The 24,370-nt window shown below is 42.4% G+C and carries 17 protein-coding genes and 2 pseudogenes; 11 read left to right on the top strand and 8 right to left on the bottom strand.

Annotated elements, in window-relative coordinates; all coding sequences use genetic code 11:
* Positions 1-338 precede the first annotated feature (338 nt).
* The 6 genes from L0B17_RS01050 to L0B17_RS01025 all read left to right on the top strand — a co-directional run bounded on the left by L0B17_RS01050 (position 339) and on the right by L0B17_RS01025 (position 9,588).
* Positions 339-1,526 carry an ATP-grasp domain-containing protein gene (locus L0B17_RS01050; protein ID WP_235086993.1) on the top strand — a complete coding sequence of 396 codons (1,188 nt, stop codon included), beginning with the start codon at positions 339-341 and terminating at the stop codon, positions 1,524-1,526.
* A complete protein-coding gene (locus L0B17_RS01045; protein WP_235086992.1) occupies positions 1,526-3,355 on the top strand; it encodes an IucA/IucC family protein in 1,830 nt (609 codons plus the stop codon). Before L0B17_RS01050 ends, L0B17_RS01045 begins: the two co-directional genes overlap by 1 nt.
* Positions 3,352-4,542 (top strand): MFS transporter, encoded by a 1,191-nt coding sequence (locus L0B17_RS01040; protein WP_235086991.1) that lies wholly within the window; start codon positions 3,352-3,354, stop codon positions 4,540-4,542. Before L0B17_RS01045 ends, L0B17_RS01040 begins: the two co-directional genes overlap by 4 nt.
* Positions 4,520-6,463, top strand: a complete 1,944-nt coding sequence (locus L0B17_RS01035) for an IucA/IucC family protein (RefSeq protein ID WP_235086990.1) — start codon at positions 4,520-4,522, stop codon at positions 6,461-6,463. The genes L0B17_RS01040 and L0B17_RS01035 overlap by 23 nt, the downstream gene beginning before the upstream one ends.
* Positions 6,456-7,709, top strand: coding sequence for a type III PLP-dependent enzyme (locus tag L0B17_RS01030; RefSeq protein WP_235086989.1), 1,254 nt, complete (start codon positions 6,456-6,458; stop codon positions 7,707-7,709). Before L0B17_RS01035 ends, L0B17_RS01030 begins: the two co-directional genes overlap by 8 nt.
* A 430-nt stretch (positions 7,710-8,139) precedes the next feature.
* Positions 8,140-9,588, top strand: a complete 1,449-nt coding sequence (locus L0B17_RS01025; RefSeq protein ID WP_235086988.1) for an MFS transporter — start codon at positions 8,140-8,142, stop codon at positions 9,586-9,588.
* A gap of 33 nt (positions 9,589-9,621) precedes the next feature.
* Here L0B17_RS01025 and L0B17_RS01020 read toward each other — a convergent pair whose 3' ends face one another.
* Positions 9,622-10,338 carry a sulfotransferase gene (locus L0B17_RS01020; RefSeq protein WP_235086987.1) on the bottom strand — a complete coding sequence of 239 codons (717 nt, stop codon included), beginning with the start codon at positions 10,336-10,338 and terminating at the stop codon, positions 9,622-9,624.
* A 91-nt stretch (positions 10,339-10,429) separates the two neighbouring features.
* A complete protein-coding gene (locus tag L0B17_RS01015; RefSeq protein WP_235086986.1) occupies positions 10,430-11,743 on the bottom strand; it encodes an ATP-binding protein in 1,314 nt (437 codons plus the stop codon).
* A gap of 318 nt (positions 11,744-12,061) precedes the next feature.
* On the opposite strand from L0B17_RS01015, the gene L0B17_RS01010 reads away from it, so the two are divergent.
* The 4 genes and pseudogenes from L0B17_RS01010 (at position 12,062) to L0B17_RS00995 (ending at position 17,109) form a co-directional block, all read left to right on the top strand.
* On the top strand, positions 12,062-12,367 hold the full coding sequence (locus L0B17_RS01010; RefSeq protein ID WP_004249763.1) for a helix-turn-helix domain-containing protein: 306 nt from the start codon (positions 12,062-12,064) through the stop codon (positions 12,365-12,367).
* Complete coding sequence (locus tag L0B17_RS01005) at positions 12,364-13,629, top strand: type II toxin-antitoxin system HipA family toxin (RefSeq protein WP_235086985.1); 1,266 nt, start codon at positions 12,364-12,366, stop codon at positions 13,627-13,629. The genes L0B17_RS01010 and L0B17_RS01005 overlap by 4 nt, the downstream gene beginning before the upstream one ends.
* A 94-nt stretch (positions 13,630-13,723) precedes the next feature.
* Positions 13,724-13,840 (top strand): annotated as a pseudogene (locus L0B17_RS01000) (DUF4172 domain-containing protein); the annotation flags it as partial.
* A 113-nt stretch (positions 13,841-13,953) separates the two neighbouring features.
* The gene (locus L0B17_RS00995; RefSeq protein WP_235086984.1) at positions 13,954-17,109 is read left to right on the top strand and encodes a DUF3427 domain-containing protein; all 3,156 of its coding nucleotides are present in this window, start codon (positions 13,954-13,956) and stop codon (positions 17,107-17,109) included.
* A gap of 149 nt (positions 17,110-17,258) precedes the next feature.
* On the opposite strand, the gene L0B17_RS00990 is transcribed toward L0B17_RS00995, so the two are convergent.
* From L0B17_RS00990 to dinF, 3 genes are all read right to left on the bottom strand, one after another.
* Complete coding sequence (locus L0B17_RS00990; protein ID WP_235086983.1) at positions 17,259-18,443, bottom strand: winged helix-turn-helix domain-containing protein; 1,185 nt, start codon at positions 18,441-18,443, stop codon at positions 17,259-17,261.
* A 12-nt stretch (positions 18,444-18,455) separates the two neighbouring features.
* Complete coding sequence (locus tag L0B17_RS00985; protein WP_235089952.1) at positions 18,456-18,791, bottom strand: FKBP-type peptidyl-prolyl cis-trans isomerase; 336 nt, start codon at positions 18,789-18,791, stop codon at positions 18,456-18,458.
* 189 nt (positions 18,792-18,980) lie between these two features.
* A complete protein-coding gene (gene dinF / locus L0B17_RS00980; RefSeq protein WP_235086982.1) occupies positions 18,981-20,318 on the bottom strand; it encodes an MATE family efflux transporter DinF in 1,338 nt (445 codons plus the stop codon).
* A 15-nt stretch (positions 20,319-20,333) separates the two neighbouring features.
* Here dinF and L0B17_RS00975 point away from each other — a divergent pair.
* Positions 20,334-21,391: pseudogene (locus L0B17_RS00975) on the top strand (polysaccharide deacetylase family protein).
* On the opposite strand, the gene L0B17_RS00970 reads toward L0B17_RS00975, so the two are convergent.
* The 3 genes from L0B17_RS00970 to cyoE all read right to left on the bottom strand — a co-directional run bounded on the left by L0B17_RS00970 (position 21,331) and on the right by cyoE (position 24,364).
* Positions 21,331-22,443: a protein-glutamate methylesterase/protein-glutamine glutaminase gene (locus tag L0B17_RS00970; RefSeq protein ID WP_336246483.1), complete on the bottom strand. Its 1,113-nt coding sequence runs from the start codon at positions 22,441-22,443 to the stop codon at positions 21,331-21,333. The pseudogene L0B17_RS00975 and the gene L0B17_RS00970 overlap by 61 nt on opposite strands.
* A 267-nt stretch (positions 22,444-22,710) precedes the next feature.
* Positions 22,711-23,376, bottom strand: a complete 666-nt coding sequence (locus L0B17_RS00965; RefSeq protein WP_235086981.1) for an SCO family protein — start codon at positions 23,374-23,376, stop codon at positions 22,711-22,713.
* A 79-nt stretch (positions 23,377-23,455) separates the two neighbouring features.
* Positions 23,456-24,364 (bottom strand): heme o synthase, encoded by a 909-nt coding sequence (gene cyoE / locus L0B17_RS00960; RefSeq protein WP_235086980.1) that lies wholly within the window; start codon positions 24,362-24,364, stop codon positions 23,456-23,458.
* Positions 24,365-24,370 lie beyond the last annotated feature (6 nt).

Genomic DNA, 24,370 nt, shown 5'->3' with positions numbered 1-24,370 from the left:
AAGTAAATCATCCGTATTGATTTTGATAATTATTCGTATTAGCGTTTGTTTGGTCAAGTGATTTATTACTTTTAGCTGACACTTCCACCACGTTATTCACCAATAAGATTACATATTTAACCTATATTTCCAGTAGTTATCAGAGATAGCGCAATTTTTGTGGCGACGATTTTTTACATGTAAATTTTATTTAAATAGTAATGATTATCATTTACATTATGTGGGTTGTTGTAATATTTCCTTATATGACCGTAAAGCGGATAAAGGAATATTGTTATTAACGCGTAATAAATAAACAAATGTAGTTGATGTTTTTGGTGATTATAGGGATATAGATTATGAAACCTAAATTGGTTTTGATGACACATGTAGAAAATCGGGCGGTGGTAGAAGGTTTTATTCCTGCGGCACATAACTTGGGTTATGAGGTCTGGTTACTGACCGATCATGGCTTAGCGCATAAGCAGTATTTTGCCGCTAAAGAGTATTGCCCCGATCATATTATCGAATGTGATGTATTTAACCCACTGGCAATAATTAGCTGCTTACATACCTTAGCGATTTTGCCTGAGGTAGTTTTTTCTAATAGCGATCACTTACAGACTTCGACAGCAATAGTGGCTGAATACTTTGATTGTGCGGCAAAGGACTGGCGGCTGTGCTATCAGGCTAAAAATAAAGCGGCGATGCGGGCTAAGTTATTAGCACTTGGTTTACCCAGTGTATGGACTTTTAGTTGGCGTGTAGGAGATGTTTTACCCAGTAACATGCCTTTTCCTTTGGTTGCTAAGCCGCGAGAAGGTGTCGCCAGCATGGACGTGACCTTATGTCATAACTTGGAAGAACTGGAGCGTTATGCCGTTAAATGTCGTCATTCAGATGATGTGATTTTACTCGAGTCCTATTTAGAAGGCCCATTGTTTACCCTAGAAACACTAGGTGATGGTCAGAGATTATATCCAATAGGGGGATTTGATGTTTCTTTGTCTGCGCCGCCCTATTTTATTGAGACGGCAGCCAGTTGGAATGGACCGATTTGTACAGAGTATCGTCAACAAGCTTTGGCGCAAATTACAGCTTTAGGGATCAACTTTGGCGTATGTCATAGCGAGTTTATTTTAACCAACTCAGGGCCTATTTTGGTTGAGGTTAACTATCGGAGCATAGGCGACGGCCGTGAGTTTTTACTCAATGACTTACTGAGTTTTAATTGGTTTGAAACCATTTTACAAGTACATGCCAGTCACAGTTTACCTAAGTTAGATATACAGACGAGTGATGCATTAATTCGTTATTTTCCCGCACAAGAAGAAGGGTGTATCAGTGTTTGCCCTGTATCGTTATCGGCCAATCATGAGGATCATCAAATACGATATCTGCCAATTAAGGCGATAGGTGATCAAATTCAATTGAGCCACTCTAATAAAGATTATCTTGGTGTGCTAACACTTTGGGGAATGGATTCAGTAAGTTTAGAGGCCAAAGCTGAGCGGTTATCCCATGATTTAAAATGGGAGTTTAATTAATGTTGACCTCTGAAGAATACATTAGCCAACGCATTATTGATGCCTGTCTGCGAGAAAATGTGTGTGACCTTATGACTAAAGGAGAGGTTATTGCAGCCCTTCCTGCCGCCTTGAGTGTGCACTGGCCCAATGTCAAACCGCAAGCTTGGCTTAAAGTGAGCCATTTGAGCCATCGAGTTATGTACGTGCCTATTGCCGCCAGCCATTACATGCAAACGTGGCGAGCAATATCCTATGCTTGGATCAGTAATGTCCCCAAGGACAAAGATAATACGGTGTTTTACCAACAAGGTTATCAAGCATGGTTGACCGAATTAGCCTCTTGCTTACCGGCTGAAAATAACAGTTTATTTATGAATTACATTCAAGAAGCCCATTGCGCAGTATCCCATCGGGAGCTGTGTAAGCAAGCATTTGAGCAGCAAAAAAAGGCCTTAAGCACTCCATTGTGTGAGCAGAAGAATTGGCATCAAAATATGTTGTTTAGTGATCAAGTCGCATCGTATTTAGACCATCCTTATTATCCAACCGCACGGGCTAAAGTCGGTTTTGATGCTGAGGCGCTAAAACTATATGCACCTGAATTTGCAGCCTATTTTGAACTGAACTGGCTTGCCATTCCAAAAGAGTTAGCCACTATCACCTCAGCTGTGCCTGACTGTTGGCCAAGTATGGCGGAAGTTGGCTTAGATGAGTTGCTTCATCATAGCCACAATTTATTTCCATTGCATCCGTTGACTACGGTCAGTTTAGGTGTGCTGCCTGAAGGAGTGATTCTGGCGCCAAAGTCGGCTGTTAGCGTACAAGCCAGTTTATCGGTGCGAACATTAGCTGTGGTTAAGGCTCCTGGTATACATATTAAGGTGCCACTATTGATGGCAACTTTAGGTGCGAAAAATATTCGCTCTATTAAGCCAAGTACCTTATATGACGGACACTGGTTTGAACGAGCACTCACCGCATTAGCACAACGGGATGAAATATTAGGTGCGCGTATGCAACATGTTGATGAACAGCACGGTGGGCATTTAGGTGACAATAAACTGTTTGCTTATATTGTGCGCCGTTATCCACTAAGCATGCAAAATAAACAGCTAGTACCCGTCGCCGCGCTTGCCAGCCCTATGCCCGATGGACGCTTATATTTAGTGCACTTGGCGGATAAATACTATCAAGGTCAATGGGATGTTTGGCTAAATGAGTATATCGATCTAATGCTAAAGGTGCATCTAAGGTTATGGCTTAAATACGGTATTGCTTTAGAGTCAAATCAGCAGAATGCTATTTTGGCTTACCAGCAAGATTCAGGTCTGTCTTTGGTGATGAAAGACAATGATTCGGCAAGGTTATTGGCTAAGCGTTATGAGGCGAGCCTGCCTAAGTCGGAATTGATTAACAATAGTGTCGCTAAACTTATCGACCGCAGAATGCTGGTTAATGATGATGAAGCCTTAGCGCAAATGTTTACCACCATCACTTTGCAGCTAGATATAGCAGCGATAATAGAAGCCATTGCTGGTGCAGGAATGGCAAGCGCACAACAGCTTTACCAGCAACTCAGACATAGCATAATTAACGAGCTTGAGTTGTTGCAGCAGGAGGGCATAAATACCCGCTATGCGCATCATTACCTGTTAACTCAGGCTAAATTGCCCGTGAAGTACCTGCTTTGCTCTGGCAGTTTATTGAGTAAGACTGAATCAGGTGCCAGTGACGTTAATAAGTTCTATGGTCACAGTGCGCCGAATTTTCTACTTACTTCGTTAGATAAATTCGAGCTTGAGCAGCAATGTGATGACAAGGTAACTCAGGCAGAGGTTGTAGCATGAGAGTGATTTATGTCGTGCTATTTTGTCATTTTTTGACCGCATTCACCGCTTTAGGTATGCCGCTTTTTCTGCCGCGTATGTTAGCCAGTTTAGGCGTAAATGAATCGGGATATTTAGTGGGGATGATGTTTATTGTGCCCACTATCTGCATCGCGTTATCGGCGCCATGGTGGGGACGATTTGCCGATAAATACGGTAAAAAAACCTCACTTTTACGGGCCCAAATTGGTTTGGTGTTGGGTTTTTTGCTATCAGGTTTTGCCGATTCAGTGCCCTTATTTGCATTAGGGTTAGTCGTGCAGGGCATTAGCGGTGGGACACTTGCTGCATCTAATGCCTACTTGAGCCGCTTTTATCAAGGTAAGGCGTTAGCGAATAATCTTAATCTTACCCAAAGTTCGGCAAGACTTGCGTTAGTGAGCGCGCCGATTATCTTAGGTTTGTTTACTCATATAGATGACCCATTAGTTATTTATAAGGTGTTGGCATTGTTGCCCTTGTTTGCCTTTATTATCTGCCTTGGCTTACCAAAGGATGAGGCTGTGAATAGTACTGCGGGCAACAAGGTATTAAATAGTGAGATAAGTCCCACTGTCGGCAAACCACCAGTAATGGTGCAAAAAAATGACTTTTCTAAAATACTTTGGCTGCAGTTTTTCTTTTGCTTTGCCATGGTGGTTACCTTTCCCTACTTTTTACCTTACAGCGAGCAACTTGGCATTACTGGAGATGCATTAAGTGGTTTCTATTATAGTCTGCCGCATCTTATTTATTTGTTATTTGCTTTTAATATCAAATCATTAACCTTATCAGCTAAGTATCAAACTCAATTCGGACTCGTGCTGCTTGGGCTTGCGTGTTTAGGGCAGTATCTATTGCATGATAGCAGTGGATTAGGCTTGCTGAGGGTGCTGTTTGGATTTGGTATGGTACTGATTTTTAATGGTTTACACTTGCTGGTAAGTCAGAGTATTGAACACAGTAGTGCTGGACTCTATTTCGGGCGTTTCGATGCGTGGGGCAAATGGGCGGGGGTAATCGCAGGGTTAAGTGCCAGCGGTGTCACGCAAACAATGGGATTAGCATTTCCATTTCTGCTGGCTGGTTTGAGTTGTGGCTGCGCTTTATTGGTACTGATATTTTCTTACAAGGAGGTAAAACAAAATGCTTATTCAATCCAAAAATGAAGTGAAACAAGGTGGCAATAAATATAGCCAGCAAGTGTATCAGCAGCAGGCGGAAGCGAATGCGATAGGCTGCTTACTGAATTGCTACTTACGAGAGTTTGCAATTGTGCGAAATGAGGTGGATTTAAATGACACTCATCCAGATTGTCCGCTCTCTTTGTCTCAAAGTTTACCGCGCAATCGGCAAAAAGTACGTATTAGGTTGCCTGAATCGAATGCTGTTCTATTAGTGGTAGCCGATAGAGTGAGCTTGCTGGGTAGAATTCGTTTTTCAAGCCAGTTGTATTTGAAAAAAACGGGCTCTTTTTGGCAGTTAAGCAGTGTAAGTCATTTAACTGAGTTGTTGCTTAATCACTTAGCTAAAATCACCAATAGCGCCTTTAACCATGAGTTGTTAGATCAAATAGGTAACAGTATTGATGTGACGAATGCCTTTTTGCAACGCGTTGAAACCTGTGGTCGAGTCAATACCAATATGGCAATGAGCATTGGTGCGCAGGGATTAATTGCCTCAGAACAAAGCTTACTTTGGGGCCATGCTATGCATCCAACGCCTAAAAGTCGGCATGGGGTGGCATTTGATGACATGTTGGCATGCTCACCGGAAATTCAGGCTAATTTTTCCCTGTATTGGTTTAAGGTTGACCCAAGCATAGTGAAGCAACTGCACTGCAGTGACATGAAACCTATGGATTGGATTGGGTTAATTAAACCAGATAGAGCGTGCCTTTATCCTTGTCACCCATGGGAAGTAAACACCATTCTAGCGCAGCCTTTAGTGCAAAAAGCAATCACCGCAGGGTTAATAGAACCCTTGGGTCAAATGGGGAGTCAAGTTTACCCAACTTCGTCAGTAAGAACTACTTACCTACCTGATATTAATCAGTTTATGAAGTTCTCTATTCATGTGCGTTTAACCAATTGTGTGCGTAAAAATGCTTGGTATGAACTTGATAGTGCGGTAGCGCTAAGTCGAGTGCTAATGGCGGTGGCTGATGAGGCTTACTTACATTGTCCTAATTTTGCCTTGATGGCAGAACCTGGCGCAAGCACGCTAGATTTAAGCGGGTTATTCAATGATGACCAAGATACTCCTGCGAATAAGGCACAACATCTTATGGTGTCAGAGTGCTTTGGTATTCTCTATCGAGAGGGCATACCCGATCATCAGTTAGAACGTTATAAGCCATTAATGGCTGGGGCATTATTTGCTTGGGATAATCGGGGGCAAAGTGTGTGCGAAATGCAAATTATGGCATTAGCTAAACGGACGCAGCAAGAATATGAACAGACAGTTATTCAGTGGTTCAGCGCCTACATTGATGTGCTGTTACCCGGAATATTTTACTTCTTCTTTAAGCGAGGTGTCGCATTTGAACCCCACTTGCAAAATACGGTTATCGGGTTTGAAAATGGCCTGCCTGCTTTTATCTGGTTGAGGGATCTTGAGGGCACGAAGTTAGTGCCTGAGTTTTGGCCAAGTAGTTCGCTGCAAGGGCTGTCTGGAGAAGCTAAGCGTTCTGTTTATTATAGTCGAGAGCAAGGTTGGAGCAGAGTCGCTTATTGTGGATTGATTAATAATGTCAGCGAAGCCATGTTTCATCTCGCGGCTGGAGATCAGGTTTTAGAGGCGAAGCTGTGGCAAATACTGGCGAATGTGATTCATCAATGGCAGCAAATTGAAGGGCTGCAACCCGAGCTTGTCGGCTTACTGCAAGGGGATAGAATCCCTTCAAAAAATAATTTAAGTACACGCCTGTTTATGAAAGCTGACAAATTATCTAGCTATACCCAGTTAGCGAGTCCACTGGGTCATTGCAATAATAGACCAGAGGCAATGAGATTAAACCGCAGTGCAGTCAATATTAACACATCGGGCAAGACGCCATCTCAGACACCGACAGGAGCTTACTGTGGATAATATCATTTCTGCTATTTCGACATTGACCTCAGATCAAGATCCGCATAGCCCTTTATGTGCTTATATTTATGATCTGCAACAACTTAAGTCACATGCGAGTGCTATGGTCAACGCACTACCCAGTAATTGTGAGCTGTATTATGCTGCTAAAGCTAATCCTGAAGCCGAAGTGCTTGAGGCATTAGCGCCCATAGTGCAAGGTTTTGAAGCTGCCTCTGGCGGCGAACTTAACTGGTTGCATGAGTGTCAGCCTCAGGTGCCATTGATTTTTGGCGGCCCAGGGAAACTGATGTCAGAGTTATCGCAAGCAATTGATCTTAATATTGATGCTATTCATGTCGAGAGTTTAACTGAGCTTAGGCGGATACTATTACTGTGTCAGCAAAAGCAGCGTCATTGCCGTATTTTATTGCGGATGAATATCGCATTAGAGGGCATTGAAGAAACCCGCCTGACCATGGGTGGCAAGCCGACGCCATTTGGCATTGATGTATGTGAGTTGGATAGCGCAATTGATTTATTACGTCAGCAACCTCGCTTATCTAACCAACCTTTAGTTGAACTGGTGGGTTTTCACTTCCATTTAATGTCGCACCAGCTGGATGTTGATCGTCATCTTGCATTGATGGCATTATATTTTTCGACGTTTAACACTTGGTGCCAGCAGTACGATCTCAATTTATCGCTATTGAATGTGGGTGGTGGTATTGGGGTTAATTATGCCGATCCACAACAGGTATTTGACTGGTCACGTTTTTGTATTGAACTGGAGCAGCTAATCACTAAGATGCACATGAATAAGGTGAAAATCAGGTTCGAATGTGGCCGTTTTGTTACCGCTGCCATGGGGTACTATGTGATGCAAGTATTGGATATTAAAAAAAATCATGGCCAGTGGTTTGCAATTGGTCATGGTGGAACCCATCATTTCAGAACGCCAGCGGCGCAAGACCATAATCATCCTTTTTTTATACTCAACCAAGATGTGTTGGCGGCGAACAAGCAAGGGTGTAGTTCGACCACGGCATCAACTTTGAATGACGTAAATACACCAACACTGAATAATCAACAGGTGACACTTGTGGGACAATTGTGTACCCCCAAAGATGTGCTAGCCAAGCAGCAATATGTACAAAAGCTCGCTGTGGGCGATTACTTAGTATTTACCCATGCGGGAGCGTATGCATGGAACATATCACATCAACATTTTTTGATGCATGCAGCACCTAAGCGATTATTTATGTAAACTAGGCTCTATTTGGGTGATGAGATGCAATAAGCTAAATTAAACAGATTTAGCTTATTTTACAGTAAACTGGATAGTCAGATTCTAACTTGAACGACAGAAAATCGTTTGATGTGATTCCTGACCCCTGAGTAAGGTCTTGCTGGTGAACGTTAGCAAGACTTTTTAACAGAAATAATAATTTCAGCAATACTATGCTTTCAAAATTGATAGCGCTACTCGTAAGGTAAGTCGTCCTCCTTATTCGATTTACAACACTTGTTCTATGCCATATTAAGGTAATGACCGACGTCGGCCATTACAGATATCATTCCTTGTTACCATAACCTTGTTGCATCAAGCTGGCATAAAAAGGTAAGTTAATCGATTCAGTAATGATTTACTTTTTATAATAGAAATAATTTATCAAGGGCATGTATTAATACATTTTATGGCAGCAGCGCATTCACCAAACACTCATCAACCTTGCTCACGTAGTCGCGATAGATTGTCGTGGCTGCGACGGACTTTGCGTCGCTCTCAGCAAGAAGCCATAGCGTCTTCTACCATGACTGCCACCAGTGATAACTTTTTTAATGCCTATGCCATATTTCTAGGCGCAAGCATGGGACAAATGGGTTTTGTAACCAGGCTGCCACAGCTATTTGGTGCGGTGTCGCAGTTATTGTCAGTGTGGTTAGCCAGTCACTTTAGCCGTAAATTTTTTATTGTTGTATCAGCCATATTACAAGCGCTGGTCGTGTTGGCAATGGGATTGGTTGCCGCCCTTCGACCTGACAATGCGGTCTGGATGTTTATTGGCTTAGCTGTGTTATATCACGGCTTTATTAATCTTATTCAGCCCCATTGGCGCGCGTGGATGGGGGCAATCGTGCCCGACAAACGTCGAGGAGCATTTTTTGCTGCCCGCACCAGATTAACCATGGCAGCCTCACTGAGTGTTTTTTTTGTTGGCGGCGGTATTTTAAGTCTTACCGACAGTTATCAAATGGCCTGGCTAGGATTTAGCTTACTGTTTTCAATCGCCTTTATGGGGCGTTTAGTATCAGCATGGCTATTATTGCAAATGCATGACCCCGAACCTTGCTGCGCGAAAGAAAAAGGCTATTTTACCCAGACGCTGGTGAACTTTCGCCGCGCTTGGGCAGATAAAGTCTTCCGCCAATACAGTTTGTTTGTGGCTGGTATGCAATGCATGGTGGCCATATCAGCACCATTTTTTGCAGTGTATATGCTAGAGGATTTACATTTTACCTATTTGGAATTTGTGTTTGCCAGTGTCGCTTCAATTTTCACTCAATTTATTACCTTACGATTTTGGGGGCGCTTTAGTGACTTATATGGCAACAGAATCGTGATGATAATCACTAGCTGTTTGATCCCGTGTTTGCCACTGCTGTGGATTTTTTCTGATGATTACGGCTACATTATTGGCTTACAAGTTTTTTCAGGCTTAGCCTGGAGCGGCTTTACCCTTTGTACCGCTAATTACTTATACGACATACGACCTTTTCGCAGTGACTTTGCAACCTATGCTGCATTACAAGCATCATTAAGTGCCGGTTTTGTGTTTGTGGGCGCCATGGTCGGCGGGTTTATTGCCACATACGCGAATGACTTTCTAGTATTTACCGGACTTAATCAATGGTTGTCTAGCCCAATATTTGTGGTGTTTATTGTGTCTACCGTTATGCGCTGTATGGTTACGCTGTGGTTTATTCCACGCTCTATTGAACCTAAAATTCGGCCAAGACCACAGTTTTTACAACTGATATTCCGCATTAAGGGCTTTAGCGCCATATCAGGGGTGAGTTTAGACTGGCTTACGGTGACAAAGAGAATCGTAAAGCGAAAACCGCATAAAAATGCCGATGAATAATACATTGAGCTGAAGTGACTTAAGCTATGACTATTATGGTTTGCTTAAGGTGTAGTTAAAAAACTTACGCTTATCGGGACCGGCTGCATTGCTACTGACTTTATTCGGGTGTTTATATTCATCCCAACTGGCGACGTTGCGACCCACATTCAATATAGGGAAGTCGATAGCTGTGGCATCTTTTATGTCTAAAAAGGTCAGCAAGGTTGGCAAACTGTTAGCTTGGCTAATATCAATACTGATAAAGTTATCCCGCCCTGCAAAGTAGTCGTGTACTTGCTGCTGGTGGCGTAAATAACAGCCTGTTAAATGTGCCTCATCAAGCACATCTTCAACCTGCCATATATCAAAACAATGATTAAAACTGCGCTTCATCACCGGATGAAAACGGCCATTGTCTTTGTCTAAATGCAGCATCATCTTGGTTAATAACATCTGCATCGACGGTAGCCATTTATCTAATGGTCTGTCTAAATAGACAAATTGCGCGCCAGGAAATAGCGCATCAAGTTGCTGATAATCACTAAAACACGGCGCATCAGACACCACATCGGCCAGCATAAACGCCTGCTTAGTAAACGCCTGGTGAGCCACAGTTAAGCCATGTTCAAGCAAAGCCACACTCACACTCGTCGTGCCGGTTCGCGGTAGGCCGATAATAAACACTTTATGGGTCCGCTTATTCGTCACAGTGGGTTTAGGCAAAGCGGCTTGTGGTGATGTCGATACTTCAGTCAGCTTGGATGTCATTAATTACAATCGCATTGGGTTATTGAAAGGTAAACTTATTAATCAGCCATATAAATTACGGGTTACACAATTTATGAGTAGTAACCTAACGCTACCACTTGGTTGGTAAATATTGAGTGTAATATAACGGCATGACTACATGTGTTTGCTCTAATAGCGAAGAACCTTGCGTGCCTGTTAACTTAAACGTTTTGTTTGGTGCGCACTTTTCAATGTAGGACGCCAGTGATTTAGCTCGTGTGCGTTTTCCGCTTTTAACTTCAACTGGGACAATATCACCTTCATCCGTTGCCATGATAAATTCAATTTCAGCGCGGGCATCATTCCAAGAGTAACTCGGGTCAACACCTATTGCAGTCAGCTCTTGCTGGACAAAGTTTTCAGCAATATACCCTTTATACTCATAACGTTGCTGTTTTATTTCTTTGTAACTACTGCCCAACATGTGATTGAGCAGGCCTACATCAAACAGAAAAAGCTTGACCATATTCTCTTTTTTATAAGCCGCTAGAGGCGATTTTGGCTGTCCTTCAATAGGATAATTTGCCAAGGCCAAACGGCAACAGGTTAACCAGTGAATGGCTGTTTCAAAATCACTATAACGAGATTTACGCTCATGCACATGTTTAAATTTAAAGCGTTTAACGGACTCATCGCTCACAAGTGATAGTTGTGATGGAATGCTATTGAAGACAGATTCAATCAGCGTCGCATCGACCTTGCCCGCATATTTACCAAAATCGCGGCGATAACCTTCGACTAAATCAGCATGAATTTTAGAGACCTTTTCAACGCGTTCTAAAATACTCGACTCTTTATATTGATACCAAGCCGCAACGGCTTCAGGCATGCCGCCAGTAAAAAAATAGTCTGTCAGCTTATCCATCAATTTAGTATGTACAGCTGGTGTGTTCGCTTGGTTATCAAAGGCTTTGATCAAAGCTTGTTCCTTTGATGCATAAATAAATTCTTGAAAGGTTAATGGCCGTAAATTGTATTGTTCTACCTTGCCAACAGGGAAAGTGTTTAGCAAACCAATATTTGAGCCACTGGCCGCGACAAAATACAACGGCGCTTTTTCGGCAAAATACTTTAATGAGGTAACGGCGCGCTCACACTCGCCAATCTCATCTAAGATCAGCAAGTCAGTTTCTGGATTGAATACCTGATTGGTCAGTAGCTCAATGTTCATCAACAGTTCGTTAGGTGAAAGCGAGCCATCGAACGCTTCTTTGTAGGCAGGATTTTCTAGAAAGTCGATACGCAGGATGTTGGCAAAGGTGTTACCAAACAACTCTTGCAGCAGATAAGTTTTACCTGTTTGCCTAGCACCATCAATCAATAATGGCTTACGCATAGGCTGGTTTTTCCATGCCATTAAAGCATTGAGTAAAGTGCGCTGCATTGTATTGTCCTGCCTGTAAGGTAATTAACTGACCAATACTATAACTTAACCTACATTTTTATGCGCATAAAAGTGTTGTTTTCATCATTTTTATGCGCATAAAAGTGTTATTTGGTGGCGTTTGGCATTCAGGGCCTGGTATCATCGCCTTAGATAACGCGCAATTCAAACCTAAAAGTGGGATATTAATCCAACTATAATCATTAAAGTGGGAATATAGTCCCATTAATTGTGCATTAGAGTTGTTTTAATTTTAGGGTTGGACTATATTCCCAGTAATGATTGAATAATGGGAACATAGTCCCTTTGGTTGGTGATATGGCTAAGCGTGATTTACACAATGTACTGTTTCCAAAGCAGCGCAAAATCCTGACTCATTTTGGAGAGGACTTGTTGTTGGCGATGAAACGACGTGGTTTTACTAAAAAGCTGCTGTGTGAGCGCACTGGCTTTGATCATAAAACCGTGAACAAAGTCTTCGCAGGTGATCCGGGCGTCGCCATAGGCACTTACTTAAAAGTAATGGCCGTACTTGGGATGGAAAGCAACTTTGCGGAAATGGCCGCTCATGATGAAGTTGGCATCAAGCTGCAAAACATAAAATTGCTGGAAGGTTCAAGATGAGCCGTGAAATCGTCGAAGTCTATGCCGACTGGAAACCAATTGAAGCGCCACTGCTAATAGGGAGGCTTACTTATAGCGACTCAAGCCGAGGGGGCGTGTTTAGTTTTGCCTACGATAAAGCGTTTTTAACCTCAGCCTATCGCTTGCAAATCGATCCAATCCTGACGCTTCACTCCGGTGAACTCTACAACGATGAAGCCGATAAAAACTTTCGTGCATTTCTCGATTCATCGCCTGATAGATGGGGACGTATTTTAATGCAACGACGTGCGGCCATTGAGGCTCGCAAGGGCATTCGAGCAACAAGTCGATTAAACGAGTTGGATTACCTGCTGGGCGTACATGATTCTTACCGAATGGGTGGTATTCGATTTAAGCGAGCGGGTTTTGATGCTTTATTAGCCCCCTCTTTTTTGGATAACAATGCTGAATTTGCTGCGCCGCCAATGGCGTCTCTACGAGAGTTAGAGCACGCTGCAATGCAGATTGAAAAAGACGATAACATCGACAGTGACGAGTATTACCGCTGGTTGCAGATGCTGATTTCTCCTGGCTCATCATTAGGTGGTGCAAGGCCTAAGGCTTGTGTGACAGATGAGCAAGGCCACTTGTGGATTGCCAAGTTTCCTAATATAAACGATACCCACGATGTCGGGGCGTGGGAGATGGTCTGTTATGAATTGGCTTTGGCGGCAGGTGTTGACATGTTTCCAAGTGAGATTAGGCAGTTTTCCTCACAGCACCATACCTTTTTAACAAAACGGTTTGACCGCGACGGCGATCAACGGCTGCATTTTTCATCGGCCATGACACAGCTCCAATACTATGATGGTGAACAATCTCAAGGTGCCAGCTACTTAGAGATTGCTGAATTTATTTCCAATTCTGGTGCACAAACAGAAGCTGATTTAGCACAGCTATGGCGTCGTATCGTGTTTAATATTGCGGTGTCCAACACAGATGATCACCTGCGTAACCATGGGTTTTTATTAACAAAGAATGGTTGGAAGTTATCACCAGCTTATGACTTAAACCCAATAGTTGGTAAGCACGGACTGCATCTGAACATTACGGATACAGACAATGCTTTAGACTACCAATTAGCCTTTGACGTAAAAGACTTCTTTCGGCTTTCTCAAACCCAAGCCACGCAAATTTACGATGAAGTATTAATTGCGGTTAAGCAATGGCAAGCCGTTGCTAAGCACATAGGGATCAGCCGAGCCGAGCTAGCCATGAAACAATCTGCGTTTAACGTTTAGTGAGTAAGTGAAACTATCTTTTCATTTTTCAATGGATAAAGCCGTTATCGATTCAGCCTCATTCTCTGCCTCGTACTTCATTGTTGTAACTGTAGTGACCAAAGTCAGCTGCGCCACCGCTACCCGACATTTGCCCCAGCTTGTTGAGCAACAATGTTTGGTCAAGACTGGCGCGGGTGGTAGAAGTACAAGGTATGTGTTGGCATTGTAAGTTCGATATACGTTACTGTATTCAATTGATAAATATTAAAATTTAGATTACTCATACAAGAGTGTTGTTATAGTATATTTTTATCTTCTGTACTTTGAAAAGGCATATCCGACATGGAGCAAGTTGGCATTTATGAAAAGCTTATTACTCAACTTATTGATAAAAACATAGATCGTGATGTTTTCTATTTAGGAGAAAGGCCGCTTGATAGTGCTGAAGCAAGTGTATGGATATCAAGATTTTTAACAAACATCATTAAGTATGCGATAGAAGCCGTTCCAAAAGGCGATGAGCAGTTAGTTAATCAAATTAGTCTTGCTAACAAATTGGTTTTTTGGTTAAAAGATCATGTCAGTGATGAACAGTTGATATCTGAAAACTTGCTTGATAGTCAAGGTCGTATTTTGACGGCGCTGTTTGAAAAGAACAACCCAATATCGACAGACTTCCCAGAGTTTACGAAGGCCATTTATCCCCTAACAGGCTTAAGCCAAAGTGAATTGTTTTGTGGCAGTAACGCAGGCATTTCACTTGAAACAGAGCTTAAGCGTGAGATCCGCTCGGCAGATAAAATTTACTGGTTAGTCTCTTTTATTAAATGGGCAGGCATTCGAATTTTTAAAAATGAACTTGAAGAGTTCACTCGAAGTGGGAAAAAACTGCGGATAATCACCACATCCTATATGGGGGCGACAGATGCTAAGGCCGTCGAGTTTTTGGCTAGCTTACCGAACACCGAAGTTAAATTGAGTTACAACACCAAGCGCGAACGCTTGCATGCAAAATCTTACTTATTTCTGCGAAATACGGGATTTCACACCGGATATATAGGGTCATCGAACTTGTCTCATTCTGCGCTAACAAGCGGCCTTGAATGGAATTTAAAAATAACCAGCCAAGAAATTCCCCACATTATAGATAAGTCCCTCAATACCTTCGAATCATACTGGCAGTCCAATGAATTTGAATTATTTAAAGGTGATATTGAATCTAAAAACAAGCTTCGTGAGGCATTGAGGGAGGCTAAAGGGGGTTACAGTGAAAGCAGTGCATTCCATTTTGATATAAAGCCCTTTGCACATCAGCGAGAAATTATTGAACAGTTGGATGTTGAGCGCACGGTTCATCAAAGGTATAAAAATCTAGTGGTTGCAGCTACGGGCACTGGCAAGACATTGATTTCTGCCTTTGATTTTGCACGTTTTTATAAACAGAATCCTGAAGCTAATTTTTTATTCGTCGCTCATCGTCAAGAAATTCTTAAGCAAGCTTTATCTGCGTACCGTGGTGTATTGAAGAATAATCAATTTGGCGAGCTGTGGGTTGCTGAGCATAAACCTAATAGCTACCAACACTTATTCGCTTCAATACAAAGTTTGAATCTGCAATTATCCAGTTTACCGCTCACAGCTGACTTTTATGATTATATTGTGATAGATGAAGTACATCACATCGCTGCCAGTAGTTATCGCGGATTGTTAGCACATTTCTCTCCTCACATTTTACTAGGCTTAACGGCAACGCCAGAGCGTCATGATGGACAAAACATTCTGGATGATTTTTGTGGCGTAATCGCGGCCGAAATTCGTTTGCCTGAAGCAATCAATCAACGCTATTTGTGTCCATTTCAATACTTTGCTATTGATGATGCGACAGATCTTAGGAGTATAAAATGGCATCAAGGGCGATATGACATCGCAGAGCTAAGCCATTTATATACTCATAATGAACAAAGAGTTGCACGCATTATTCGAAGCCTTAATGACACAGTTACTGATATTCGTCAGATAAAATCTTTGGCGTTTTGTGTCAGTAAAGAGCATGCGGAATACATGGCGAAGAAGTTTAATCTAGCAGGCATCCGTTCAGATGTGCTCACCAGTGATAATAGCCATGAGCGACAGCAAAAACGCCAGAGTTTGGTGAGCGGTAAGCTACAGATTTTATGTGTGGTTGATATCTTTAATGAAGGCGTCGATATTCCAGACGTTGATACCTTATTGTTTTTACGTCCAACCGAAAGCTTAACCATCTTTTTGCAGCAGTTAGGGCGTGGATTGCGTTTAACCGATGATAAACAGTGCTGCACTGTATTGGACTTTGTGGGTAATTCTCGTGATGAATATGACTTTTCACAAAAGTTTCGCGCACTGGTTGGAAAAACGAATCAATCTATTAAAGATGAGATAACCAATGATTTTCCGCATTTGCCATTAGGCTGTCGAATTGAGCTAGAAGAACAGACGCAGGCAATGATTTTAAGAAATATTAGCCGTGCAACCATGAATGCTAGCAGGCTACGACAGCTGATTAATAATTTTGAGCATCAGAGTACGTTAAGCCTGACCTTAGTTAATTTTTTATGTTTTAACCCGAATGTGAGTTTAGAAGATGTTTATAAGCTAAAAATGAGTTGGCTAGAGCTTGTTGAGAGCGCAAATAGAAATCAAATAAATGAGCCAAATTTAGATACAAGTCTGGCGAAAGCATATTATCGCGCGATAAATAATCATTTATTCGCCTGCAGTTCTATCTCATATTTACAGTTTTTAAAGCAATTAATTATCAATAACTTCCACTTTGATGAACAGAGTGCAGCTCAATGCCAACTGGCATTAATGTGCCATTATAATTTTTGGAATAAGTCTGGCCCTGAGCTAGGTTTTACCAGCCTTAAACAAAGCCTAGCGGCCTTGAGACATGCTCAATTGCAAACTGAACTCCTTGATGTCATCTCGTTACTTATCGAGCGGATCCATCATCGTGAGATTGAGATGCATATCCCTGACATATCTGCTTTAAAAGTGCATTCAAGGTATACCAGAGAGCAGATACTCGCAGCCAGTGGTGCCAGTTCCTTCAACAAAAGGTCGATAGCACTTGAAGGTGTCTTAGTCTTAAGGGATCTTAATATAGAGCTCCTTTTTGTGACTTTGAAAAAATCAGTTAAGCAGTTTTCTCCAACGACTATGTACCATGATTATGCGATCAATGAATCGCTATTCCACTGGCAATCTCAAAATAGTGCACGGCCAGATCATGGTAAAGGTTTAAGTTATATTGAGCATGAAAAGACGGGACGAAAATTGATTTTGTTTGTACGAGAACAAGCTAAAGATGAAAACGGCCGCACCATGGGTTTTGTTAATTTTGGTCTTGTGACATATGTAAAACATTCAGGCTCACAACCGATGAATATTACATGGAAACTTGATGAGCCGATGCCTGATTCTATGTGGCATGAGACTGCAAAATTAGCTGTCGGGTAGCTAACCATATTGGCATCGGCAACTGTTGAAAACAGGATGTTTTCGTCAAGCCTCCATGGATGGGTTTATGGCGTGTTGCAGAGGACGATGTGGTTGGCGGATTAACTCACAAACCTTTAATCACTCATTTTCATCTGGGTTTTCTAGCTCTAAGTCGATTTATCCAACTGCTGTTTTATCCATTTATCATTACACTGAATCAGCTTCCAATGTTGGCATTGGTTGAACTGGCTGTAATGGTTAATTGCGTCGATAAATGGCTCGATAAACGCTTCTTTAGCTTTGAGCCCACTGATTGATGCATCAAATGCAGTCGCTTCAAAACAAAGGTTTTGCAGTAACAAGCATTGTTGTTTTCTATCAGCTTTGACATCGACTCGGCCGATAAAGCGGTCGCGCCATAGTATGGGGAGCGAGTAATAACCGTATTGGCGTTTTGCTTCAGGCACGTAGACTTCTATTTGATAGTCAAAACCAAACCATTGCTTTAGTTTTTGACGTTGAATAACTAAGTTATCAAACGGGTTCAGCAGCCAGACTTTATTGGGGATTTCAGCAGGTAACGATAAGTTTGTTAGATAGTAATAATCTTGGTTTGATTCTGAAAAGAGTGATATTTCCCCGTGTTCGCCCATGTGCGCCAATGTTTTGCTGAGCAAAGGTTTAAGTCCTTTACGTAAGTATTGAATTTGCTGCAAATTGCCAAATCCATGGGCGGATAAGTAGCGGTTGATCAAGTGCCTGGCAAACTCATCATCACTTGGAATAACTGTATTGATGTGGCGGGGTAATACCCGTTCGGTTAAGTCATAAACTTTTTGAAACTTATCACGTCTAGCCACCATCAACTCGCCGTGCATAAACAACTGTTCAAGGGCTTTTTTAGCTGGTTTCCAGTCCCACCAGGTGCCACTTTTATTATCCGACTGGTGTTGAAATTGGCTGGCTTTTAAAGGGCCTTCAGCCGCAATACGGGCTTTAACGTCACGCATGACTTTATGTTCAGGTTCAAACCAATGTTTATCGCCCTGTAGCAGTTGTTGTTTGCGGTATAAGCTAAATCGATAATCGTCGATATGCAGATAAGCCGCGGCATGTGACCAGTATTCAAATATGCTTTGGCTGGCCATCGCGCTATCAAGTTGGTTGGAAGAATAATTGGCTAAGCGAGAGTATAAAACATGGTGATGAGCCCGTTCGACCACATTGATAGAGTCAATTTGCACATAACTGAGCTGTTGTATGGCCTGCGCAACTGAGCCTGATGGTTGCAATAAGCCTTGCTGTTGCAGGCTTATCTGTAACCACTGTTGAGGCGAAAAGGGCGATGTCATTAAAGGCTGCGCTTAATCATCACGGGTTAATACTTCAAGCAATTCAATGTCGAAAAACAAATCTGAATGAGGCGGGATGTTATCGCCGATTTGACGTTCACCGTAACCGAGGTTTGCAGGAACCGACAGTTGACGCTTACCACCGACCTTCATCGGGTTATCACCAATAACGCCTTGATACCAACCTTGAATAACGCGTTTAGCGGTGATCACCACTTGAAACGCTTCTGAGCTATCAAATACAGTCCCATCGGCTAGCTTACCAGTATATTTGCATGTGATTAATGCGCCTTTTTCAGCGGCTTTACCTGTGCCGATGTGGGTGTCGTTGATGATTAATTCGGTCAATGTTGGTGAGGTCATAGAGTTCTTATTAATTGATTGGTTATGTTATTGATCGTTTTGTTGATCGCCCGATGTTAGCCGGTAGACTGAAAAGTCAAAAAATATGCTCATATCATAGCAGTTGATACGGACATAATTAAAGCCGTTAGCTTTAGTTCAGGAAAAACCGCAGGGCTTATTTTATACCGCTAACTAGCTTAATTTGCGCTTGAGTCGGTAGTGATAATGCCACCCTAAACTTATGCTGCGAAATAACATAAATGCACATAATGCGCCCCATAAGGCGTGATTACCTAAAGATTGAAAGCTCCACCAGAGGGGGAAGTAAACTCCAAAGGTCGCGAGTATCATGCTATTACGCATAGTGTGACCTTGGGCGGCACCAATATATACGCCATCAAATAGATAACAGCCAAAGGCTAAAATAGGCATGACGATAAGCCAAATAAGATAAGTACTCGCCGTTTGTTGCACGCTGGCAATGTTAGTCAGTAAATTGATAATGTGATTACCCAGTAACCAAAAGAAGACACTGAAAATAACAGCGATAATAGCTGACCAGGCAAATGCTAGGCTAACAGATTCAAATAATAAGCTGGGGTTATTTTGCCCTATAGCGCGGCCCACTTCAGCTTCAGCATAATAAGCCACGCCATCTAGCGCATAAGAAATTAGCATGAGTAAATTCAGTAATACTGCATTAGCCGCTAAAGTGTTATCACCTAATCCTGCACCATAAAAAGCCATAAAACTGAATGCCGCTTGCAAGCATAAACTGCGTATGAAAATGTCACGATTTAACGTGAGTAAGCGTGATAAACCTGTAAAAGTGAAGTGTTGTGCTAACTGCGGCCAACTAAAATTGGGCTGTTTTTGCAATTGTTGCTTCACCATGAATACTGCCACGCTAAACGCACACATATCGGCGATAACTGATGCTAACGCAGCACCTTGCACGTTCCATTGAAAACCGATAACAAAGACTACATCCAAAATAATATTAGCGATATTAGCAATAATGAGCTGCCACATAGCGGCTTTGGGTTGTTGCCTGCCAAGTAACCAACCGAGTAAAACAAGATTGGTTAGTGCAAAGGGCAGTGACCAAATGCGAATCTCCACATACTGACGACAATAAAATTGTACTTGTTCACTTGCTTCGGTGAGGTGTAATGCTAATGACAGCATTGGCTGCTGGAATATCAGAGCGAAAAAGGCCAGTAAAAGCGCTAAACTGACCCCTTGAACCAGTAATTGCTGCTGAGTGTGGTGATCATTTGCGCCAAAGGCTTGTGCCACTAACCCCGTGGTCGACATGCGTAGAAAGCCCAATAACCATATGATTAAGGTAATTATGGTACTGCCAAGTGCGACGCCACCTAAGTAATACGCTTCACCAAGATGGCCAATGACTGCCGTGTCCACTAAACCTAATAGTGGTACGGTAATATTAGATAGAATCATTGGAATGGCGAGCGCCATCAATTGGCGGTTTTTATCGCCATTTAACAGTAAACGAAATACAGACATATTGGGAAAAACACTATGCTTAAAAAAGTGATGTTGGTGGCAGGCGCAATATTAACAGGCTTTATATCGCCTTTGGCCAATGCCGTGGTGATATTACAATACCACCATGTGTCTGACAGCACACCCAAAAGTACCTCGGTGACTCCCGCTCAATTTACCGAACAAATGCAATATTTAGCTGATAATGACTTTAAAGTGATTTCATTGGCTCAAGCCGTCGCACAAATAAAATCGCCGCAAGCTGAATCGCCAAAGCAAATTGTTATTACCTTTGATGATGGTTATGACAGCATTATTAATAATGCAGCGCCTATTCTAGCTAAGCATCAATTCCCTTTACGGTGTTTATTTCGGTAAAACCGATTGAAGCTGGCTATAAGGGCATGATGAGCTGGCAGCAAATAAAAACATTAACTGAGCAAGGGGCGACTATTGCTAATCATAGTTGGGGCCACGAGCATTTAATTCGATATCTTGTCAATGAAACGACTCAACAATGGCACCAACGTATTAAGCAGAATTTGTTAGCCACAGAAGTCAAAATTAAACAGCAAACAGGTCAAAGTGTGAAAATGTTGGCCTATCCATACGGTGAATATAATACCGAGTTAACAGCCTTGCTAGATGAGCTAGGCTTTGTTGGTTTTGGCCAGCAATCAGGCGCCGCAGGTCAGTATTCATCGTTAACAGCTTTGCCGCGTTTTCCGGTGGCGTTTGATTATGCCGAACTGGCTCAGCTGAAGCCCAAATTTACCAGTTTGAATATGCCGGTGATTAAGCAAAATGTTACCGATCCACAGCTGAAAAATGGCCAGTGGCGTCCTTTACTTGAGGTGACAGTCGACACCACTGATATAGATAAAAGCCAGATGATGTGTTTTGTGCAAGGAGAGGGCAGTCAGCCCGCTATTTGGCTTAACGATAATACTTTTTCGGTGCAGGCGAAGCGTGATTTACCCGCAGGAAGAAAACGTTACAACTGTACTGTGCCCAGCAAAAACCAAGCTGGCTATTATTGGTTTTCACAAGCTTGGGTAAGACCAAACAACGATGGCAGCTGGCGTGAAGAGTAAGGGACTATCAATAGAAATAGATTAAGTGATGGTGAGTAAGGTGAGTAGTTTTTGGCTAATTTGAGACAGGGGTAAAATGTCACTGGCGGCATCAATGGCAACCGCTGCACCGGCATTTGCCAAGCAATCGATGACTCCTCATTTTGGGCAATGGTATAAGCGCCTTTTTGTTTCATGGCAAGCAGAGCGGTGCTGCCATCGGCGCCCATGCCCGTCAGTAAAATACCAATAGCGTTTTTAGCAGCATGTTTAGCCACGCTATTAAATAAAACGTCTATCGAGGGTTTATGACGGTTTACCGGCTCAGCGTTAAGCAGTTTTGTTTTAAAGTGATCGCCTTCAGGTTCGATGACTAAATGTTGAGATCCAGGAGCAATATACACGTTACCCGCGGTAAGCGTTTCACCGCCCTGTGCTTCAGTCACATTTAAGTGACAATTGTTAGTAAGTTTAGCTGCAAATGCACTGCTAAATACAGGCTGTATATGTTGGGTAATAACAATAGGTGGCATATTGGCTGGCAGTGACATCAGAATGGTTTGAATCGCTTCAATACCGCCCATCGATGCACCTATCGCAATGATCCCATCTTTAAATTGATGATTCACCGCAGGGGCGTCAGCAAGGCGATAACGTGTTGTTGGCGGAGCATCAAAGAACACTTGTCCCGCTGCAGTGACAGTTTGGATGATATTATTTTGAAATAATGCCAAGCTATTTTGATGATGGTTTTGCGGCTTAGTAACATAGTCTATCGCGCCTAAGGATAACGCTTCTAAGCTGGCATCTGCGCCTTTTTGTGTGAGTGAAGCGACTATAACGACTGGCATGGGTCTTAGACGCATTACATTACGCAGAAAAGCCAGTCCATCCATGTTGGGCATTTCAATATCAAGGGTTAATACATCGGGTGAAAGTTGCTTGATAAGTTCGCGAGCTTGATGAGGGTCTTCAGCTTCACCTACTACGATAATATTATCGTCAGCATCAAGCATCTGAGTCAGTAATTGACGCATTAAGGCAGAATCATCTATAACCAACACTTTAATCATCTAGCCTCCATTCAGATTATTACAGGTTGTCGGCGGCCTATAATTTGAGTATCAGTCGTGTACTAGGCCGTTCAAATAATACCTGTCGAACTGTGAGTCACGTGCTTCAACCTGCCAGCTTGAGCACTCATCCAAATAACCTATAGCACTGTTAAACAATAAGCTCTGTTGAAGAGTAGATGCCTTTATGACCAGCATCAAGTGTTTGAGTTTTTAAGTCAGTGACTATAATTGCTGTAAAAATCATTTAAACGCAATTAATTGATGTTAAGTGTTATCGACTATCTTTTTAAAATCGGCAATTAACTCATTATTGAGTATTTGAGGTATTTCACCTGGCTTAGGTTTGGCTTTAAATACCGCTATTTTTTCCGCCGTAGGTGAGACCAACACATATGATGCGCTGTGGTCGACTTGATAATTATCACCATCGCCTACCATGGCATAAGCAAAACCGAGATCGCGGCTAAAGGGAAATAGCTGGGCGTGTTCAGCGGAAATGGCTTTAAAGTCACTATTAAAAAAGTTGATGTAATCCAAACGCTTGGTTTGTGTGTCACGGTCAGGGTCTGCGGATACAAACACCACTTGTATGGCGTCAGATATTTGCTGTAATGCTGGATAAGCAGCGGCTAATTTATTAAGGGTTGTTGGGCATACATCAGGGCATGAGGTAAAACCGATAAAAAATAGGCTCCATTTACCTTGTAAATCGTTATTGGTAAACGTATTGCCATACTGATCACTTAAACTAAACGGTGCTAGCTTACGGGGGTTGTCATAAATAAAGCTGGTGGCTAAATTTATTGAGTCGTATTGCGACTTAGCCTGTGACTTTGTAGGCATGTTGCTGACAGGACTTAACCATTGATTGGCGGCTATGCCCCCCAATGCCATAATCACCAGTGCGACGATAATACTGCGCTTACCCATTTACGACTTCCCCAGATATGAATGTTAACTGTCCGTTTAGCTTTAATTGCCACTTTACATGACAATTAAAGCCAATGGATTAATTGACCCACAAGTAATGATCTACTAACAACACGATGAATAGAACCATTAAGTGATAAATAGAAAACTTAAACACATTCATCGCTAAGCCTGGGTAGTCATGGTACTTAAGTTGCCAAGCTTTATAGATAAAGCCACAGCTGAGTACGGTTGAACCAACTAAATATACTGGGCCACACATACCGACTAACACAGGTAATAAGCACGCTATGGCGAGCAGGATTGTGTATAACAAAATGCAGGTTTTGGTGAACTCAACCCCATGAGTCACCGGCAGCATAGGGATATCTACTTTTGCGTACTCTTTACGTCGATGAATCGCTAGAGCCCAAAAATGAGGAGGGGTCCAGGTAAAAATAATAATCACCAACAATAACGCATGACCATGCATTTCATTGGTGACAGCTGTCCAGCCTAGTAAAGGCGGCATTGCCCCTGCTAAACCGCCAATCACAATATTTTGTGATGTGGCACGTTTCAAATACGTGGTATAGACCAAGGCGTAACCAATTAGACTGGCAAAGGTAAGCCAGGCTGTAAGGGGGTTAACCCAGGCATACAGCATAACAAATCCTAGTACCCCAATAGAGACTGCAAATATCGCCGCTTTTACGCCAGATATTTTACCTTTTGGCAGTGGGCGGTTATAGGTTCGCGCCATTAGACCATCAATTTTTCGGTCAATAAGGTGATTAAAAGCCGCGGCTGCGCCAGCCATTAACCCTATGCCGACCATGCCGACAATTAACGGTTGCAGTGGCACCGCGCCCGGTAATGCTAAACACATGCCGACTAATACCGTTAGTAGCATTAATGCTACCACTTTGGGTTTAGTCATTTCAAAGTATGCTCGCCACTGTAATGTGATAGCCGCACTTGGGGCGTTGAGGATGATCGGTTTTGTCATTGTTAT

Source organism: Shewanella sp. OMA3-2, assembly GCF_021513195.1.
In the GTDB taxonomy this organism is placed as follows: Bacteria; Pseudomonadota; Gammaproteobacteria; order Enterobacterales; family Shewanellaceae; genus Shewanella.
Note: the sequence above shows the minus strand (reverse complement) of the source record. Positions and strands in the feature narration are given on the sequence as shown.

Excerpts from the sequence above, each read along its gene's own strand:
- L0B17_RS01050 (WP_235086993.1), top strand. The coding sequence starts at position 339 with ATGAAACCTAAATTGGTTTTGATGACACATGTAGAAAATCGGGCGGTG.
- L0B17_RS01045 (WP_235086992.1), top strand. The coding sequence starts at position 1,526 with ATGTTGACCTCTGAAGAATACATTAGCCAACGCATTATTGATGCCTGT.
- L0B17_RS01040 (WP_235086991.1), top strand. The coding sequence starts at position 3,352 with ATGAGAGTGATTTATGTCGTGCTATTTTGTCATTTTTTGACCGCATTC.
- L0B17_RS01035 (WP_235086990.1), top strand. The coding sequence starts at position 4,520 with ATGCTTATTCAATCCAAAAATGAAGTGAAACAAGGTGGCAATAAATAT.
- L0B17_RS01025 (WP_235086988.1), top strand. The coding sequence starts at position 8,140 with ATGGCAGCAGCGCATTCACCAAACACTCATCAACCTTGCTCACGTAGT.
- L0B17_RS01020 (WP_235086987.1), bottom strand. The coding sequence starts at position 10,338 with ATGACATCCAAGCTGACTGAAGTATCGACATCACCACAAGCCGCTTTG.
- L0B17_RS01015 (WP_235086986.1), bottom strand. The coding sequence starts at position 11,743 with ATGCAGCGCACTTTACTCAATGCTTTAATGGCATGGAAAAACCAGCCT.
- L0B17_RS01010 (WP_004249763.1), top strand. The coding sequence starts at position 12,062 with ATGGCTAAGCGTGATTTACACAATGTACTGTTTCCAAAGCAGCGCAAA.
- L0B17_RS01005 (WP_235086985.1), top strand. The coding sequence starts at position 12,364 with ATGAGCCGTGAAATCGTCGAAGTCTATGCCGACTGGAAACCAATTGAA.
- L0B17_RS00995 (WP_235086984.1), top strand. The coding sequence starts at position 13,954 with ATGGAGCAAGTTGGCATTTATGAAAAGCTTATTACTCAACTTATTGAT.
- L0B17_RS00990 (WP_235086983.1), bottom strand. The coding sequence starts at position 18,443 with ATGACATCGCCCTTTTCGCCTCAACAGTGGTTACAGATAAGCCTGCAA.
- dinF (WP_235086982.1), bottom strand. The coding sequence starts at position 20,318 with ATGTCTGTATTTCGTTTACTGTTAAATGGCGATAAAAACCGCCAATTG.
- L0B17_RS00970 (WP_336246483.1), bottom strand. The coding sequence starts at position 22,443 with ATGATTAAAGTGTTGGTTATAGATGATTCTGCCTTAATGCGTCAATTA.
- L0B17_RS00965 (WP_235086981.1), bottom strand. The coding sequence starts at position 23,376 with ATGGGTAAGCGCAGTATTATCGTCGCACTGGTGATTATGGCATTGGGG.
- cyoE (WP_235086980.1), bottom strand. The coding sequence starts at position 24,364 with ATGACAAAACCGATCATCCTCAACGCCCCAAGTGCGGCTATCACATTA.